The following is a 15,679-nucleotide window of genomic DNA, read 5'->3' as shown; positions in this document are numbered from 1 at the left end:
CGTGGCATGACCCCCGACGATATTCGCGACCTCTTCCAGCGGCAGCGCCAAGCCAGCCGCGCGCAGCCCGACGCGCCGCTGAGCCTGCGGCGCGAACGCCTGCTGCGCCTGGGCAAGCTGCTGGACGAGCACGCGCCCGTGCTGGCTGCCGCGGTGCAGGCGGACTTCGGCATGCGCTCGCAGCGACTGACCGAGGTGGCGGACTTCTTCGTGCTGCGCGCCCAGCTGGCGCATACGCTGCGCCACCTGGCGCGCTGGAGCCGTCGGCAAAGGGTCTTTACCCCCTTATTCCTGCAGCCGGCGCGCGGCTTCATCGAGCGCCAGCCGCTGGGTGTGGTGGGCGTGATCTCTCCCTGGAACTACCCCGTGCAGCTGGCCCTGGCGCCGGCCATGAGCGCCCTGGCTGCCGGCAACCGCGTGCTGCTCAAGCCCAGCGAGCTGACGCCGCACACCTCGGCGCAGCTGGCGGCGCTGGTGTCGCAGTTCTTCGCCCCCGAGGAGTTCGCCGTGGTGCAGGGCGACGCCGCCACGGCGGCCTTGATTGCCTCGCTGCCGTTCGACCACCTGGTGTTCACCGGCTCCACGGCCGTGGGCCGCAAGGTGGCGCAAGCGGCGGCCGCCAACCTGACGCCGACGACGCTGGAGCTGGGCGGCAAGTCGCCCTGCATCATCGACGCCGACTGCGACCTGCAGGACGCGGCCTTGAAGATCGCCCACGGCAAGCTGCTCAATGCCGGTCAGACCTGCATTGCCCCCGACTACGTGCTGCTGCCCCGCGGCAGCGAGGCGGCTTTTGCCGATGCCTTCCGTGCGGCGGTGGCACGGCTGTTTCCGTACTTCGAAGGCAACCCGGACTACGCTTCCATCATCAGCACGCGCCATCTGGCGCGGCTGCGCACCATGCTGCAGCAGGCCCAGACGCTGGGTGCGCAGGTGCAGGTGCTGCAGCCCGTGCCCGGCCGCCCGCCGCCTCCGCCGCAGGGCATCGGCGACGGCGTGGGCCGGCAGATGGCGCCGGTGCTGGTCTTCGGCGCCACGGCGCAGATGCAGCTGATGCAGGAGGAGATCTTCGGCCCCGTGCTGCCCGTGCTCAGCTACGAGCGGCTGCAGGACGCCGTCGCCCACATCAACGCCCACCCGCGCCCGCTGGCCTTGTACTGGTTCGGCCGCAGCGACAGCGTGCGCGACGACGTGCTGCGCAGCACCGTGAGCGGCGGCGTGTCGGTCAACGATACGCTGATGCACATCGCGCACGACAACCTGCCTTTCGGTGGGGTGGGCGACAGCGGCTGGGGCGCCTACCACGGCGAGCGCGGCTACCTGCGCTTTTGCCACCAAAAGAGCGTGCTGGTGCAGTCACGCTTCGGCATGGGCCACCTGCTGTATCCGCCCTACGGGGCGCGCTTCGACCGGGTGATGGGACTGCTGCGCCGGCTGATGTAGAGGTGTCTAGCGCATAGCGAGCGGGGCCGTGTGGTGGCGGGCAATGGCACGGCTCGCCGAGCGGGAACAGGACCCCCTGGCGCAATTGTGTCGGTTTGCGCGAAAATAGCGGGTTTTCCCTTTATCACCCGTTTGCTTCTTTTCCATGTCCAGTATTCAGGTCCGCCCTGCCACACTCCGCGATGCCAAGGCCATCGCCCAGGTTCACACCACCTCCGCACTGGAGGCCTACCGTGGTTTGCTGCCGGACGATCAGCTGAAGTCCATGTCGTCGGTGGAAAAGCGCCAGGCCTACTGGCGCGAAGCCATCGAATATTGCGAGCCCCAGGTGCAGGTTGCCGTGGACGGCGACAAGATCGTCGGCTTCGTCGGCTTCGACCGCTCGCGCGATGAAAAAAGCCGCCCCACCACGGGCGAGATCTGGGCCATCTACGCCGCCCCCAGCCATTGGAGCCAGGGCGTGGGCGTGGCCCTGTGGGACGCCGCCCGCGACGGCCTCGCCGAAGAGGGCTGCACTACCGTCACCGCCTGGGTGCCGCTGCGCAACGAGCGCGCGCTGCGCTTTCACGAGCTGGCCGGCTTCAAGCGCGAAATGACCACCGCCAAGACCGCCGTCGTAGGCGGCGTGAAGATCGAGGAAGTGCGTCTGAAGCGTCCCCTGAACTGAAGCGCGTTACCGCAATGCGCCCGCGAGCTATTTTTTTGATAGCTGCTGCCGCTTATGCAGTAAGGGTTTGAGGCGCTTTTCGCTATAAATCCATGGTGGCTGTACCCGCGCCCACGCTGCTGCTGGCCCCCATGGAGGGGCTGCTGGACTTCGTACTCCGCGACGTGCTCACCCGCGTGGGCGGGGTGGACCGCTGCGTCTGTGAGTTCATCCGCGTCACCGGCATGCTGCTGCCGGACAAGGTCTTCTACCGCTTCATTCCCGAGCTGCGCAACGGCAGCCGCACGCTGGCCGGCGTGCCGGTGCGCGCGCAGCTGCTGGGCTCGGATCCACCCAGCATGGCCGACAACGCCGCGCGCCTGGCCGAGCTGGGTGCCGAGGGCATCGACCTGAACTTCGGCTGTCCGGCCCGCACGGTGAACCGCCATGGCGGCGGCGCCGCGCTCTTGCGCGAGCCCGAACGCATCGCCGCCGTGGTGGCGGCCGTGCGCGGCGCCGTGCCGGCGCACCTGCCCGTGTCAGCCAAGATGCGCCTGGGCTATGACGACCCGGGCAGCGCGCTGGAATGCGCCCTGGCCATGCAGGACGGCGGCGCCTGCGAGGTGGTGGTGCACGCCCGCACCAAGGCCGACGGCTATCGCCCGCCCGCCTACTGGGAGCGCATCGCACCTCTGCGCGAGGCGCTGCGCGTGCCAGTGGTGGCCAACGGCGAGATCTGGAGCGTGCAGGATGCGCAGCGCTGCCGCGAGCTGAGCGGCTGCGATGCGCTGATGCTGGGCCGCGGCATGGTGGCCGACCCGGGCCTGGCGCTGGCCATCCGCGCGGCCGACGCGTGGCAGGGCAGAGGCGCAGGGGCCGAAGTGCCCTGGCCGGCGCTGGTGCCGCAGCTGACGCGCTTTTGGCAGCTAGTCTGCGAAGACTTGGACCCGCCGCAGCGCGCGGGCCGCCTCAAGCAGTGGCTGAACCTGCTGCGCCGGCGCCACCCTCAGGCGCAGGCAGCCTTCGACCAGGTGCGGGTGATGACCGACCAGCGCGCCATCACGCTGTGGCTGCAGCAGCTGGTGGCTGCGTCTACAGCAGCCGATCCGGCGCCAGCGGGCCCAGCAGCCTGAGTATCAGGCGCAGCGCGAAACTGCTGTCCGGGTCGGTGTGCGCATCCTCCAGGCCGCTGCCCTCGGGCGCGCGCCAGACCAGGGCACCGCCGCTTTCTTTGTCTGCCTTCTCCACATGCCAGGCGCCACGGTGCATGACCAGGTCGATCTGCCGGGCAGCCTGCTTGGCCAGGGTGCTGCTGCGCACCAGCAGGGCGATCTCGGTGTTCTGCAGCTGCGAGCGCAGGTCCAGGTTCATGGAGCCGATCACCACCAGGCGGCGGTCCATCACGATCACCTTGGAATGCAGCATGGAGCGCGACGCCCCCGGGCCGCCGTCAGAGCCACCCTGGCTGCCCGTGGGGTTGGCGCTGCCGCCCGAGTCGCCGAAGGCCGAACGCAGGCCGGCCAGTTCGCTGCGCAGCTCGTACAGCTCCACTCCCATCTCCAGCAGCTCGCGGCGATGGCGGGCGTAGCCCACGTGGGCGATGGGAGCGTCGTTGGAGGCCAGCGAATTGGTGAGGATGCGCACCCGCACGCCGCGCGCGCGGGCGGCGGCAAAGGCGGCTTTCATGTCGTCGCCGGGCACGAAGTAGGGCGAGATGATGAGCAGCTCGCGCTGGGTGCGGGTCATCAAGGTGAGCAGGCCGTCCACCACCGTCTCGGGTGCAGGCTGGTCCTTGGCACCTTCTTTGGCTTCTACGGGCAGGCTGGCGGCTGAGGCGGCCGCCCGTGTCGGCAGCACGCCTGGCTCCCGCGTCGTAGAGTCCTCGCCGTCCAGCGGGATCTTGGTCGGCTTGTCGGCCAGGATCACCGCCGGGGCCCAGACCAGCGGGACGCGCTGCAGGTCCATGGGTTGCTGGTTCCAGGCGAGGATGGCCTTGTTCGGGTCCTCGGCGCTTTCCGGCGGCGGAGCCACGTCGGTGGCCACGCTGCTGGCGGCGGCGCGTGCCGCGGCAGCTTTAGCCTGGGCGGGGGCAGGGACCGGGGCGGGGCTTGGCGGTGACGCCGGGGCGGGCTTTGCGTCGCCGGCTTCGCTGGGCTGGTCGTTCTTTTCGGCCTCCTGCGCGTCCTGGCGCTTGAACTCCTCGCGCATGCGGTCCAGCTCTTCGCGCGTGATGAGCGACTGCACCGGGTAGGCGCGTGTGTTGTTCCAGTAGCTGTCGAAGCTGTGCGACATGTCGGCCACGATGGGGCCGACGGCCAGCACGTCCAGGTCAACGAAATTCTCCGCTTGCCCCTGACCGAAGTAGGCATCGCCCAGGTTGCGCCCCCCAGTCACGCCCATGACGTTGTCGGCGATGAACAGCTTGTTGTGCATGCGCTGCTGCACACGCGAGAAGTCGGTAAGCGATCCCCACAGCCGCCCCAGGGTGGACGCGCGCGTGCCGGCCACGGGATTGAACATGCGCATCTCGATGTGCGGCTCGAAGGCCAGGCGCATGACCAGCGCGTTGCGTCCGGTGCTGTGGAAGTCGTCCAGCAGGATGCGCACGCGCACGCCGCGCCGGGCGGCCTGCACTACGCCCTCGAGCAGCCGGGCGGTGCTGGCGTCGGCGTGGATGGCGTAGTACTGCAGGTCCAGCGTCTTTTGCGCGTGCTCCACCAGGGCCAGTCGGCTGCCGTAGGCCTCCTGCGGCCCGCTGAGCAGCATGAAACCCGAAGCCGACCGGGCGCCCGCCGCGCGGCGCTGCTCGGCCACCCAGGTCGACAGGGCCGTAGGCTCGCTGGCCGCGTCGAGGGCGGTGGATACGGGCCGGTCCACATCTTTGGGCAGACCCGCGCAGGCACTGCACACCAGCGCCAGCGAGGCCATTACCCAGCCGCGAGAAAAAAGCGCCGCCAGGCGAGGGCGCAGGAGGTCGGGGCTAGCGGGCATGGTGGTCTTGGCAGAAAGGTAGGAGCGATCGCTGTAAGCGGATGAAAATTTATAGCTGGCATTGCCCCTCTCACCCTGTCGGACGGCGGCGCGCCGTCGGGTGGGCTGGAGCGGTGCGTATTCCGCTGCGCGTCAGAAATCGTCGCGCCCGGCCACGCGTGCCAGCAGCCGCAGGTCGGGGCCTACCTGCTCCACGCCCAGCAGGCGCAGCGACAGGCCCTGCGCCAGGGCGGTCAGCGGCCCCCAGTGAGCGATGCCCTGCGCGCCGCTGCCCAGCAGCATCGGGGCGAGGTAGAGCAGCACCTCGTCCACCAGGCCTTCGCGGATGAAGGACCCGTTGAGCCGCTGACCGGCCTCCAGGTGCAGTTCGTTCACCCCGCGTGCCGCCAGGTCGCGCAGCAGGCAGGGCAAGTCGACCTTGCCCTGGGCGCCCGGCAGCGAGATCACTGCCGCCCCGCGGGCCTGCAGCGCGGCGGCTGCAGGTGTATCGGCCGGCGCCGCCGTGTAGATCAGCACTTCGCGCTGCGGCACGTCGAAGAGGCGCGCCTGCGGAGGCGTCTGCAGGCGGCTGTCCACCACCACCAGCCGAGGCTGACGCGGCGTGGCCACCTCGCGCACATCCAACCGCGGATCGTCCTGCAGCACCGTGCCTATGCCGGTCAGCACGGCGCAGGCGCGTGCGCGCCAGGCATGGCCGTCGGCACGTGCCTGGTGCGACGTGATCCACTGGCTGGCCCCATTGGCCAGCGCCGTCACCCCATCCAGCGAGGCGGCCGCCTTCAGGCGTACCCAGGGCAGCCCGCGCACCATGCGGCTGAAAAAGCCGATGTTCAGCTCGCGCGACTGCTGCGCGCCGGGGCCGACCTCCACTTCTACTCCCGCGGCCCTTAGCCGCGCAAAGCCCTGGCCCGCCACCAGAGGGTTGGGGTCGGTGATGGAGGCGACCACGCGGGCGATGCCCGCTTGCACCAGCGCATCGCAGCACGGCCCGGTGCGGCCGTGGTGCGAGCAGGGCTCCAGCGTCACGAAAGCGGTGGCTCCGCGCACGTCGCAGCCCCGCGCCGCGGCGTCGCGCAGCGCCACCACCTCGGCATGTGGGCCGCCGGCCTGCTGGGTGAAGCCCTGGCCCAGCACTTGGCCGCCGGGCGTGGCGATGACGCAGCCCACGCGCGGGTTGGGGCTGGAAAGAAAAAGCGCCTGGGCGGCGAGCTCAAGCGCTTGGGTGGAGAGAGGGGAGGAGTCTTGGGCTGTCATGGCGCGGGGGATGGTAGCGCGCCAGGGGCCTCTTACTTGTTCCAACAATCAGCCGCAGTGACACCGCTTGCGAGGTTGTCCGCTCCACGAGTTCCGGTATTGGTGAGTGTGAAATCACCGCATTTGTCCCCCGTTTGAGCACCACGCCGGGTGGCAATGAGCGTAAAGGCCGTGGCAGTGGCCGCTCCGCGAAAACCAATCGTGTAGCGTTTGCTAGTGTCTGCCGCCCAAGTCAGCGAGGGGGGTAGCGTAGTGGGGTAGGTACCCTGGGCTGTAGCCGCCCGCTCCAGCCATTGCTGTGCTTGCAGCAATCCGGCACGCGCATCAGCTCGGTGACCGCGGCGGATGTATTCGGTATAGCTGGGCATGGCAATGGCCGCCAAAATACCGACTATCGCTACCACGATCATGACTTCAATGAGTGTGAAGCCGCGCTGTTTTCTCTCTGTGTATTGAGGCATGGGATTCCTTCTTTGCGTCACTGCAGTTGACGCCAGCTCGGACGGAGCGCCGTTTCGGGCATCAGGGCAATGTCATCCTTGCGCTCCCCGCCAGCGTCTTTCCCGTAGAGCGTCGCCTTGTTGTGGAATTTGATGAGCGTCTGGGCCCCCTTGGTCACACTCATACGTGAGGCACCTCGATCGGCTGACAGGTCGTATTTTCCATCTCCATTGGTGTCCATAAGTTGAACACTGGGGCGCTTGCCATCCATGATATTGATCATCGTTAGGTACTGACGCTCGTTTTCCGGCGTACCCGCCTCACAACTTTCAGTGGTCGAAGCTGTACGAGAGCCTCGAGCGGGGACTTGGGTGAATACCGTCAAGATGTTGCTGGCGTCGTAAAACTCCATCGGCTTGAGCAGGCGCTCGCCCGTCTGTGGTAGGTCCATATACCATCCCTTGTGGGTATTCCAGTCGATGCCGGATGCTGCATCCACGGTCCAGAAGTCACGGTTATCTCTCGAATGCACCGCTGACGAACTAATCGAGCGCTGAACAAGATTACCGGGACCTGAAGCAGTCACTGAGACTGCCGACGGCAGGCCGTAGCGATCCAGCAGTCCTTGACAGTCGCTGTCTCCGGTGTTGGCACACACGTCCACCCGGTCCTTCTCTGTCCCCACAAGTTTATAGACCGTGTTGTCAAGAACGGAATAAAGCGTATGAATACCCATGCCGGCATTCTCCGGATCGGTCTTGGCTACATTGCGTCCTGTGCCGAACGCCACCATCATTCCACCAACAGGTAGTGTTGTGGCAGGTGCAATGGTTTTCATGCGGTCGTTGGCACGCACTGTGGGTGCAGTCACTATAGGCTGAGACAGCGTGCGAGAATTTGGAGAGCCTTCGGTGCCTCCCTTGGCGGTATACAGTGGTGTACCGTTGATGGTCGAATTGGCGGTGGTATTCGCATTGGAACCCCACTGGGCCACGCCCCACTCGCTGTCGTTATTGCTGGCAATCAGAAACTTCCACAGGTTGCCCTTGTTATCTCCGGCATAGACTGTATCCGGCCTTCCATCGTTATTGATGTCTACCAGGCGAGGAGCTGACAATCCATTATCCGTGGTGTTACCAGTGGTGCCCGGGGGAGTGCTGCCTGTGGCGATCAGTCTCACTAGTTCCTTGCCTTGGTCTAGATACTGGATCAGTAGCACAGGTCGCTGGTTCACGCTGTTATACCCATTGCCCATAACCACAGCCCAGCGATTGTTGTTCATGCGAACAATCTGCGTGGTCCTCTGGGAATTCTCAGGGTCGACAACGGGTTTGGCAAAAATATGCCCTATATCTGCGTCCTCCTCGTTCTGCTTGTCGCACGTAGTCTTGACGCTCCCATTCAGCGCTGAGCAGTCCGCTGCAACTTCATCAATATCTCGGGTCCTGTCCATCACCACCAGCGAAGAGGCGTTGCTCTCGGTGAAATTGTTCGGATTGGTGACATCAAGAACAAAGTAGCCTTTCCCTCCAGCCCCCAGGGTTCCGATGAGCATCGTGCGCCATATGGGGTTGTATGTCGGGTAGCTGGGGTCCTTGGGATCCAACGGGCCTCCGCCGATGTCCACGTCACCAGTCATCGGAGAGCCGTCTACATAGTAGCGATGCTGATCATTAAATACCGGATCGGTCAATCGGGCTAATTTCGGGATGACGCCGCGCGGCACATAGGCCAACTTCTCACTGCCATTATCCGCAGAAAAACCATGCAGCATTCCATCATTACCCCCCACATAAATCATGGCGAGTCTATCTTTGTTGCTCTGCGTGAAGGTCGAATAATTCTTCAATGCATAGTTGCTCGCCGGAGTCCCTGTGTACCACACCTCGGAATTGACAATGTCACCTTGCACTGACGTACGTTGCCGGAACGGAAGGGTGGAGGTGGCCGAGGTACGCTGCTTACTCGTATCACCGCGGACATAGTTCAGGCGGTCCGAACCCAGATTGCCCGCATTGAGATAAGTCTTTTGTGCCGTGCTCAGATACGTTTGGTTCGTGGCCCATCGAAAAGCCACTCCACCCTTCTCCTTGCCCAGTGCATCTTTCTGATCACTCCAACTCAAGACGATCCGACTGCCAAAAGGGGTGCCGTCCAGTTTGTCAGCAGTACTTTCGTTACCCCAGCCAGGGTGAGGGGCGGTGGTATTGTCCGACTTAACGATTTCGCCGGTGATCATCCCTTTCCAGTGCTTATCCGGCTCATAACTGGCAGTGAAGCGCCCCACGTTGTTGCGCGTGGCGTTACTACCGCTGGTCGCCGTAGAGCCTCGGTCGGGCTCTACATCCGTTCCGATCGTCTTGATGATCTGGCGGAATGCATCTTCCAGATCTTCGCCCTTTTCTACTGCGTAAAAGCGCCCGCGCCCATTTAGGGCTGCATGCCACAGGTCAAGGGAGCGACGGTCCTCACTGCTCATGGCCGGCCAAGTCTTAGTACCATTGACCAGGTCTGGGAAACTGCCGTCATATCCAAACGGCACCATTTCGGTGGGACGGATAATGCTGGGCGCACCGGGCCACGTATAGGCCATCTGGCTGAAGCCGATGGTGTAGGTCACCATGTGAGGCCACGTGGCAGGGTTGTATTTTGGATTCCAGTATTTGGGCAGTGCCGTCCCCCCAATCATCTCAGTAGCTGGCGCTTGGTTGTATTCAGGGAGAGGCTTTACCGAACCTGTGAGTCCGCTGGTTTTTAAGCTGTCCGACCAACTCTTGAACGCCCAGTCGGCTAGGGTGTCGCTGTAAGTATCATGGTACAGCCTGGTGTTGGGGCCGCTGTAGAGCGTACTGTCGGGAAATCTCGTGCCCGCAGTATTGTTGTCTTGCGATCCTCCCGAGACTGTGCCGTTCCACCGGCCATCGGTCATGAAGATATGATAATTTCGCCTGCATCCCAAATAGGGAGAGCCCGTTGTTCCTGGTTTTGCCGCCCACGGCCCATTCTGGTGTAACGGCAGGCGCATATATTCGTCCGCCTGTTTGAACATCTTATGAGATGGAGTGCTGCTGTTCGGCGTGAGCCTATTGACGAAGCTGATGAAATTGGTCCGATGGGCTTGGTCCAATACCTGCATGGAATTGGTGTTGAACTGTGCCGTGCCTCCGCTGTTGACATTTCCGGGGGTGTTATTGTTGGCATTCATGGCCTGCCAGGCTAGGCGTATCTTGCCGTCAGGTAGAAGGTTAGTATCGTTGAAGACCTCCTTCAGTGCGTATTTCAGTACGTTCATACGGCGGCTGTTCAGAAGCCATGTGTTGGGCGACGGGCCATTGGGTGAGGTGTCATTGTTGGCGCCTGTGGCATTTTCCCGATCCAGTCGGTAGTTCATGCTACCCGAATCGTCGATGGAAATGATGACGTTTGGTGCAACGTATGGCTCCACCGTGCCGGGAGGAGCTTGCGCGAAATCCAGAGCTGCCCACACTTTTTGGGGGGTCAGCGCTGCCACTGCCGCCAGTGCAATAAGAGTTTGTGGAAAACGAAATGGGCTGGAAGAGGGCATTGCCTGCTCCTGTTTGGTTATTTATTTTCGGAGGGTTTATGACGCTGGCACACTAGGAAGGAATTCGCTGTGCTAATGTTTAATTAGTCCTTGAGCTTTTGCCGCGCGTATGTCTGCTGCAATACCACTTGGGTGTTTGGTTTGCGTCCCTTGGCAATGGCCGTAATGCGATAAACCACATTCGGGGACATGTGTAATGCTAATTGGTTGGCCGCTGCATTGGCTATCAAGCCCGATTTGCCTGCATCCTCCACGTAAGGCATGACCTCCACCCAATACCAACCGCCTTGGTTTGCGGCTGTATTGTTGAGGATAGGGTTGGTGTCCGATGTGCCTGCGCCCGTGTATTGGCCATACCGCGCTGCAACGCCATTTAGAGTCAGCTGTTCCAGAGGCACTTCGCCAGGCTGCAAATTGGAAGGCGCGGGACTGGTGGCGCTGGTGTAGTTCCAGAAGTCCTGTCGGCCGGTTCGTTTAACACACAGACCATTGCGGCACTTGCTGGTCTCACTGTTCAAAGTGCCCAGAAGCAGGCCGATGTCCTTGGTTTCCAACGGAATTTTCTCGGAAGTAGTGGTGCGGCAAGCATCCCCGGTGCCCGTGCAGAGTGAGCCATCGGCCTTTTCTCCCCGAATGTCGAGTTCTGCGTCCTGAAGCAAGGCCTGTGCTGCTTCGAAAGCGCGTTGGTAATCCGTATCGTTGCCTACGACCATCTCGTTGAAGAACGAGGTGCGCGAGGCCCATAGGGCTAGCAGCATGGACAGCATGACGAACACGATGACGACGAATAACGCGATGCCGCGTTGCCTGGGGCGTCGAGCTGGGTGCTGTGGAAGCCGAGAGGGGAGGGTCATGGTGGGGCTCGTCAGATCAGCCCTTGGCTGCGCAGTTGGTACACGTTGCGAAAGACCATGTGCATACGACGTGCACGAGTGCCAGTCAAAGCGGTCATGTCCACCGTGGTGGTGCCATCGCAGTCGGTATAGGACGTGCCTGGCGGCAGGTCGATCGGCTCGCTGCCGTAGAGCACCAAGCAGACTTCCACACCCTGCACCCGTCCCCAGTCCGTGGCGGGGACGGTGTTGGAATATTGCAGTCGCGGAATACCTGTGGCCGCTCCGGTCTGCACGAGGTAGCGCACCTGGAAGTTGGCGACATTGCGGGCAACCGGCTGGGCGGGAGGATTGTCGCCAAGGCAGCGCAACTCGCTGGTAACTGCGTTAAGAGTGAAATTGCTGGTCACCAGCGCATTGCCTTTGTTCTCGCCCAAGCAATTGCTGAAGCGCATTCCTTTGGCAGGTTCTGCGAACGAGGGCTCCTTGTAGTTGCGAAAACCTACTACCACCGATGTTGCAGTACCGCTCAGGGTATCGGTAGCAGCAGGAACGGGGTTGGTTGCTGTGGCATTGGTCTCGAAGGCGACGGGGGCGGCTACGTCGATCACTTTGTATCGGTCGAGGGTCTGAACCAAGGTGGCGTCCCGATTGGGGTCCTGGTTCTTGGCATCCAGCTCCAACTTGACCGACCCTGCCTGACGCAGCTGCTGGCCTATCACGCGGTACACGTAGGCAGCTTGCTGCTGTAGATCGCTGGCATCGCTGACCGTGCCGGACACGCCACGCGACACCATCAACGCTCCCATCGCCACTGCGATGGTCAGCAAACCGATGGTCAGACCGACCATCAGCTCCAGTAGTGTCACTCCTCGCTGGCGCAGCGGGGTATTGAAGGCATTTGTGCCTTCAAGCCTAATCTGGAAAGTGGGGACAGCTATGGTTTTTGAATTCATTTACGATCCCGGGCAGAAATACTGGATGGCACTACCTGCCATATAGGGAGTGCAGCGCGCGGCAACGGGGATGTATTGCAGGTGGCAGGTGAAGTTGGCAGGACAGGTGCTGTCTGCCGTCCCACCCCCTGCCGTGATAAACGTGCCGTCGGCTCTGCGGATTTGGGTGGCGTCTAGGTTATTCGTGTAACCCGCTGTCAAATCACGTTCGTTTTCACGCCATCGGATCATCACGCCCAGTTGGCGTCGATTGCTTGCGTCAACTTCACCCGGTGCTACGAAGATGCTTGCATCGCCTGCGGGTAATAGGCGCTGCACAGTGAGTTTCCACTGGCGCAAGTCATAAGCGGCCAACTCAGCTTGACTGCAGGCCTGAGTCTCGCAGTCGGCTGCTGCTGCCGGCGGAGTCCCCCAGCCCGTGACGTAGGCGTCCAGACTGGCCAAGGCGTTGGGTGCCACCTTCATCTGTTCACCCAAGCTTTCCATGAGCCGGATGGCCTGGGCGCGGCGCAAGGTGTTCTGCGTGTCGGACAGGGTGCGCATCTGTACCCCCACGACACCCAGGATGCCCAACGCCATTACAACGATAGCAACAAGGGACTCGATAAGCGTGATGCCATGTTGACGGCGCATGGAAGTCAATTGCATACAACGTCTCCGGCCAGGACTCTGATGCGCCCACCGCTGCTCATACAGAGTGTGCTGGTGGCAGGGGAGGTCACGCCAGGACCCACCGGAGAGATCGTGAAGCTCTGCATGTTGGCTCCAGCCATTCCAAAACGATCAAACCGGAGAAATTCGCCAGAAGGACTCCGCATGACATCAAGGTTACGAATCGGCGGAACAGTCTGCAGCAATTCCTCGGAGGCTTGCCTGGTTCCGTTGTCATTGGTATCTAGAAAAACGAACCAGCCACAACCCCAAGCCTGGATCAGGTCTGCCTGTTGGCATCCGTCAGTACCCTGGGGGTTTTTCCGTAAAACGACTTTTCCTCCCCGCTTGATCGCCTCCGAACGGGCGTAATAAAGCGTGGATTGCAGGCCTTCAACTGCTTGCCGGACGCGCCAGCGTTCGATGATCGGCGTAAAACTGGGCGCAGCCAGGGTCGCGAGCACAGCCAAAATGGCTACAACCACCATTAACTCGACGATGGTGAAACCACCAGTTAAACGGCGCTTACGCTTACAAGGGAGTAGAGGGTGCGGAGAACGCATGCCTAATGCTAGGCCTGCCTATACGCCCCATTGCGGGGGGGACGATGACCGGATGATCTGGGGGGACGAGCGGTAGAGGAAGCATGGATCGGACATGTGTTGTCCGTTCGCTTGGCGCGCCATCGCTCCCTTTGCTCTCCTCACCAAGGAACAGGTGCGCTTCTAATGTGCCAGCATGCAAGACACTTTGGCGGAGACTGTGAGATTCGAACTCACGGACGGTTGCCCGTCGGCAGTTTTCAAGACTGCTGGTTTAAACCACTCACCCAAGTCTCCACGGCGGCCGGCATTGTAAGCGCGGCCGTGGGGGTGCTCAGTGGCCGACCGCCTTGGCCAGCTGCGCCTTGTTCATTTTGGAGCGGCCGGCGATGCCCATCCTGCGGGCCTCCTCGTACAGCTGCTCGCGCGTGCGGCCCTGGGCGCCGGAGTGGGAGCGGCGGCCGCCGCGCACCGGGGCGGGGGTGTCGCGCAAAGTCTTGGCGCTGGCGGTCTTGGCTTCGCCGTGCTGGGCGCGCTCCTTGTTCACGGTGCGGGCGGCGATTTCCTCGGCGCGGTCCTCGCTCTTGCCACGCTTTTTCGCGCTGTCCTTGATGTGCTGGTATTGGCGCTCGCGCTTGGCGCTCCATGCGGCTTGGGGCATGTCGGATCTCCTGGGCGTGTGGATGAAGGTGCCACAAGGCTAGGAGTGGGCGGCGCCGCAGGGGTCGGCACGCGGGCTGCTTGGGCGTAGGACGGGGCAGGCAAGGCGGTTTTTCAAGCCAAGTAGCCCTCCAGCCCAATGCTGGCAAGCGCCAGCAGCTATTGAAATGCTAGCGAATGCCAGGCCCACTGGCCATCACATGCCCAGCGACCGCAGCAGGGCGTCGGTGTCGTCGTCCCCCGGCGCGGCGGCGGGTGCGGCCGGGGTGGGGGTGGGGGCGGCGCCGGCCACCTGGGCCATCAGCGCGTCCGGGTCGGGCGCTTCCTGGGGCTCGAAGTCGTACAGCTTGATGAACTGTGTGCGGTCGATGGCCAGCTCCAGGTAGAAGATGTTGTTGCTGTCCGTGTAGAAGGTCACGCGGCGCGCCTCGGGCTGGTCCAGGTTGGCGTCCACGCTCAGCACCACCGGCTGGTTCAACGCCAGCATCTTGGGCTGGTTCTGGGTGATGTGGGTCTGCAGCTCGCGGCGCACCTTGCTGGCGAAGTCGCCCACCACCTGGTTCATCAGCTCGCCCATGACGTTGCTCACCTCGTCCGAGGTGAAGGACCGCGCCAGGTCGGCACGCGCCATGCCCATGCTGAGCATGTAGCGCTCGTAGATTTCCATGGCGGCGGCGGCCGAGAAATTGATGATGACCAGGCCGGAGAAGCCGCCGTCGAACAGCACGAAGCAGCCAATGTCGGGTTTCAGGCAGGTCTTGGTGATGCGCTGCACCATGGCCGAGTAGTGCACCGAGCCCTGTGTGGCCACGGAAAGCACACGGGTGACGGAGTTGCACAGCGAGGCCAACACATGCTCTGTGCCGTAAACGACGGGGCTGGAGGCGGGGGTAGCGTTCATGAGGCGGGCGCCGAAGAAGAACAAGAAACGGGCGGTAACAAACAGCCGCCATCATGACACGCGGGCTGCCTGCAGCGCCCGCCGGTGCCCGCGGTGGCGGCGTGCCCATTCAGATGTTTTGAATCAGGCCGACAAGACCGTTGAAACTCTGAGTACGGTAAAAACCCTAGACTCAGTGCTTGTTCTCAATGCCCCCATGCCATCCATGACCTCTGCCACCCCCTTACACTCTGCGCCCCGCTATCGCCTGCCGGCCATTGTTCTGCACTGGCTGCTGGCCGTGGCGTTGCTGGGCCTGCTGGGCATGGGCTGGTACATGACGGGGCTGCCGTTCTCCCCCCAGCGCCTGAAGCTCTACAACTGGCACAAGTGGGCCGGCATGGCGGTGCTGGCGCTGGGCCTGCTGCGCGTGGTCTGGCGCCTGGCGCACAAGCCGCCGCCGCTGCCCGCCCAGATCAGCGCCGCCATGCCGGCCTGGCAGCGCCTGGCGCACCACGGCGTGCAGTACCTGCTGTATGCGCTGTGCCTGGCCGTGCCGCTGCTGGGCTGGGCCTACAGCTCGGCGGCGGGCTTTCCGGTGGTCTTCCTGGGCCTGGTGCCGCTGCCGGATCTGCTGGCCGTGGACAAGCCGCTGGCCGAGGCCATCAAGCCCTGGCACGCCGGGGCCGCCTACACGCTGGCCGCGCTGGCTGCCGTGCATGTGGCCGCAGCCCTCAAGCACCACTGGGTGGACCGCGACGGCCTGCTGACGCGCATGCTGCCGGGCCGGGCCTGAACTCAACTGAAGTTGAACCAA

14 protein-coding genes and 1 tRNA gene are annotated in these 15,679 nt (G+C 63.4%); 4 read left to right on the top strand and 11 right to left on the bottom strand.

Annotation, left to right across the window (positions count from 1 at the left end):
* The first annotated feature begins 6 nt into the window (after positions 1-6).
* The 3 genes from RT282_RS11540 (at position 7) to RT282_RS11530 (ending at position 3,222) form a co-directional block, all read left to right on the top strand.
* On the top strand, positions 7-1,443 hold the full coding sequence (locus RT282_RS11540) for an aldehyde dehydrogenase family protein (protein WP_313314183.1): 1,437 nt from the start codon (positions 7-9) through the stop codon (positions 1,441-1,443).
* 145 nt (positions 1,444-1,588) lie between these two features.
* Positions 1,589-2,110, top strand: coding sequence for a GNAT family N-acetyltransferase (locus RT282_RS11535; RefSeq protein WP_106845872.1), 522 nt, complete (start codon positions 1,589-1,591; stop codon positions 2,108-2,110).
* A gap of 92 nt (positions 2,111-2,202) precedes the next feature.
* Complete coding sequence (locus tag RT282_RS11530; protein ID WP_313314181.1) at positions 2,203-3,222, top strand: tRNA-dihydrouridine synthase; 1,020 nt, start codon at positions 2,203-2,205, stop codon at positions 3,220-3,222.
* Here RT282_RS11530 and RT282_RS11525 read toward each other — a convergent pair.
* The 11 genes from RT282_RS11525 to RT282_RS11475 form a co-directional block, all read right to left on the bottom strand.
* Entirely contained in the window at positions 3,182-5,080 is a 1,899-nt protein-coding gene (locus tag RT282_RS11525; protein WP_313314179.1) for a phospholipase D family protein, read from the bottom strand. The genes RT282_RS11530 and RT282_RS11525 overlap by 41 nt on opposite strands.
* A gap of 132 nt (positions 5,081-5,212) precedes the next feature.
* Positions 5,213-6,334 (bottom strand): bifunctional diaminohydroxyphosphoribosylaminopyrimidine deaminase/5-amino-6-(5-phosphoribosylamino)uracil reductase RibD, encoded by a 1,122-nt coding sequence (ribD, locus tag RT282_RS11520; RefSeq protein WP_313314177.1) that lies wholly within the window; start codon positions 6,332-6,334, stop codon positions 5,213-5,215.
* A gap of 32 nt (positions 6,335-6,366) precedes the next feature.
* The gene (locus tag RT282_RS11515; RefSeq protein ID WP_312757354.1) at positions 6,367-6,795 is read right to left on the bottom strand and encodes a type IV pilin protein; all 429 of its coding nucleotides are present in this window, start codon (positions 6,793-6,795) and stop codon (positions 6,367-6,369) included.
* A 17-nt stretch (positions 6,796-6,812) separates the two neighbouring features.
* A complete protein-coding gene (locus tag RT282_RS11510) occupies positions 6,813-10,340 on the bottom strand; it encodes a PilC/PilY family type IV pilus protein (RefSeq protein WP_313314176.1) in 3,528 nt (1,175 codons plus the stop codon).
* 83 nt (positions 10,341-10,423) lie between these two features.
* Positions 10,424-11,194: a PilX N-terminal domain-containing pilus assembly protein gene (locus tag RT282_RS11505; RefSeq protein WP_312757351.1), complete on the bottom strand. Its 771-nt coding sequence runs from the start codon at positions 11,192-11,194 to the stop codon at positions 10,424-10,426.
* 11 nt (positions 11,195-11,205) lie between these two features.
* The gene (locus RT282_RS11500) at positions 11,206-12,129 is read right to left on the bottom strand and encodes a PilW family protein (RefSeq protein ID WP_313314175.1); all 924 of its coding nucleotides are present in this window, start codon (positions 12,127-12,129) and stop codon (positions 11,206-11,208) included.
* The gene (pilV, locus tag RT282_RS11495) at positions 12,130-12,777 is read right to left on the bottom strand and encodes a type IV pilus modification protein PilV (protein WP_313314173.1); all 648 of its coding nucleotides are present in this window, start codon (positions 12,775-12,777) and stop codon (positions 12,130-12,132) included.
* A complete protein-coding gene (locus RT282_RS11490) occupies positions 12,768-13,268 on the bottom strand; it encodes a GspH/FimT family pseudopilin (RefSeq protein WP_409519483.1) in 501 nt (166 codons plus the stop codon). The genes pilV and RT282_RS11490 overlap by 10 nt, the downstream gene beginning before the upstream one ends.
* A 263-nt stretch (positions 13,269-13,531) precedes the next feature.
* A tRNA-Ser gene (locus RT282_RS11485) sits at positions 13,532-13,619 on the bottom strand.
* Positions 13,620-13,656: 37 nt separating this feature from the next.
* Complete coding sequence (locus RT282_RS11480) at positions 13,657-13,983, bottom strand: plasmid stabilization protein (RefSeq protein ID WP_313314169.1); 327 nt, start codon at positions 13,981-13,983, stop codon at positions 13,657-13,659.
* Between the two features lie 195 nt (positions 13,984-14,178).
* Positions 14,179-14,883 carry a DUF3334 family protein gene (locus RT282_RS11475; protein ID WP_313314168.1) on the bottom strand — a complete coding sequence of 235 codons (705 nt, stop codon included), beginning with the start codon at positions 14,881-14,883 and terminating at the stop codon, positions 14,179-14,181.
* Positions 14,884-15,079: 196 nt separating this feature from the next.
* Here RT282_RS11475 and RT282_RS11470 point away from each other — a divergent pair, with 196 nt between their 5' ends.
* Entirely contained in the window at positions 15,080-15,658 is a 579-nt protein-coding gene (locus tag RT282_RS11470) for a cytochrome b (RefSeq protein WP_409519480.1), read from the top strand.
* Positions 15,659-15,679: the final 21 nt, after the last annotated feature.

The sequence above is a fragment of the Pulveribacter sp. genome, from assembly GCF_032079985.1.
Lineage (GTDB): Bacteria > Pseudomonadota > Gammaproteobacteria > Burkholderiales > Burkholderiaceae_C > Melaminivora.
Note: the sequence above shows the minus strand (reverse complement) of the source record. Positions and strands in the feature narration are given on the sequence as shown.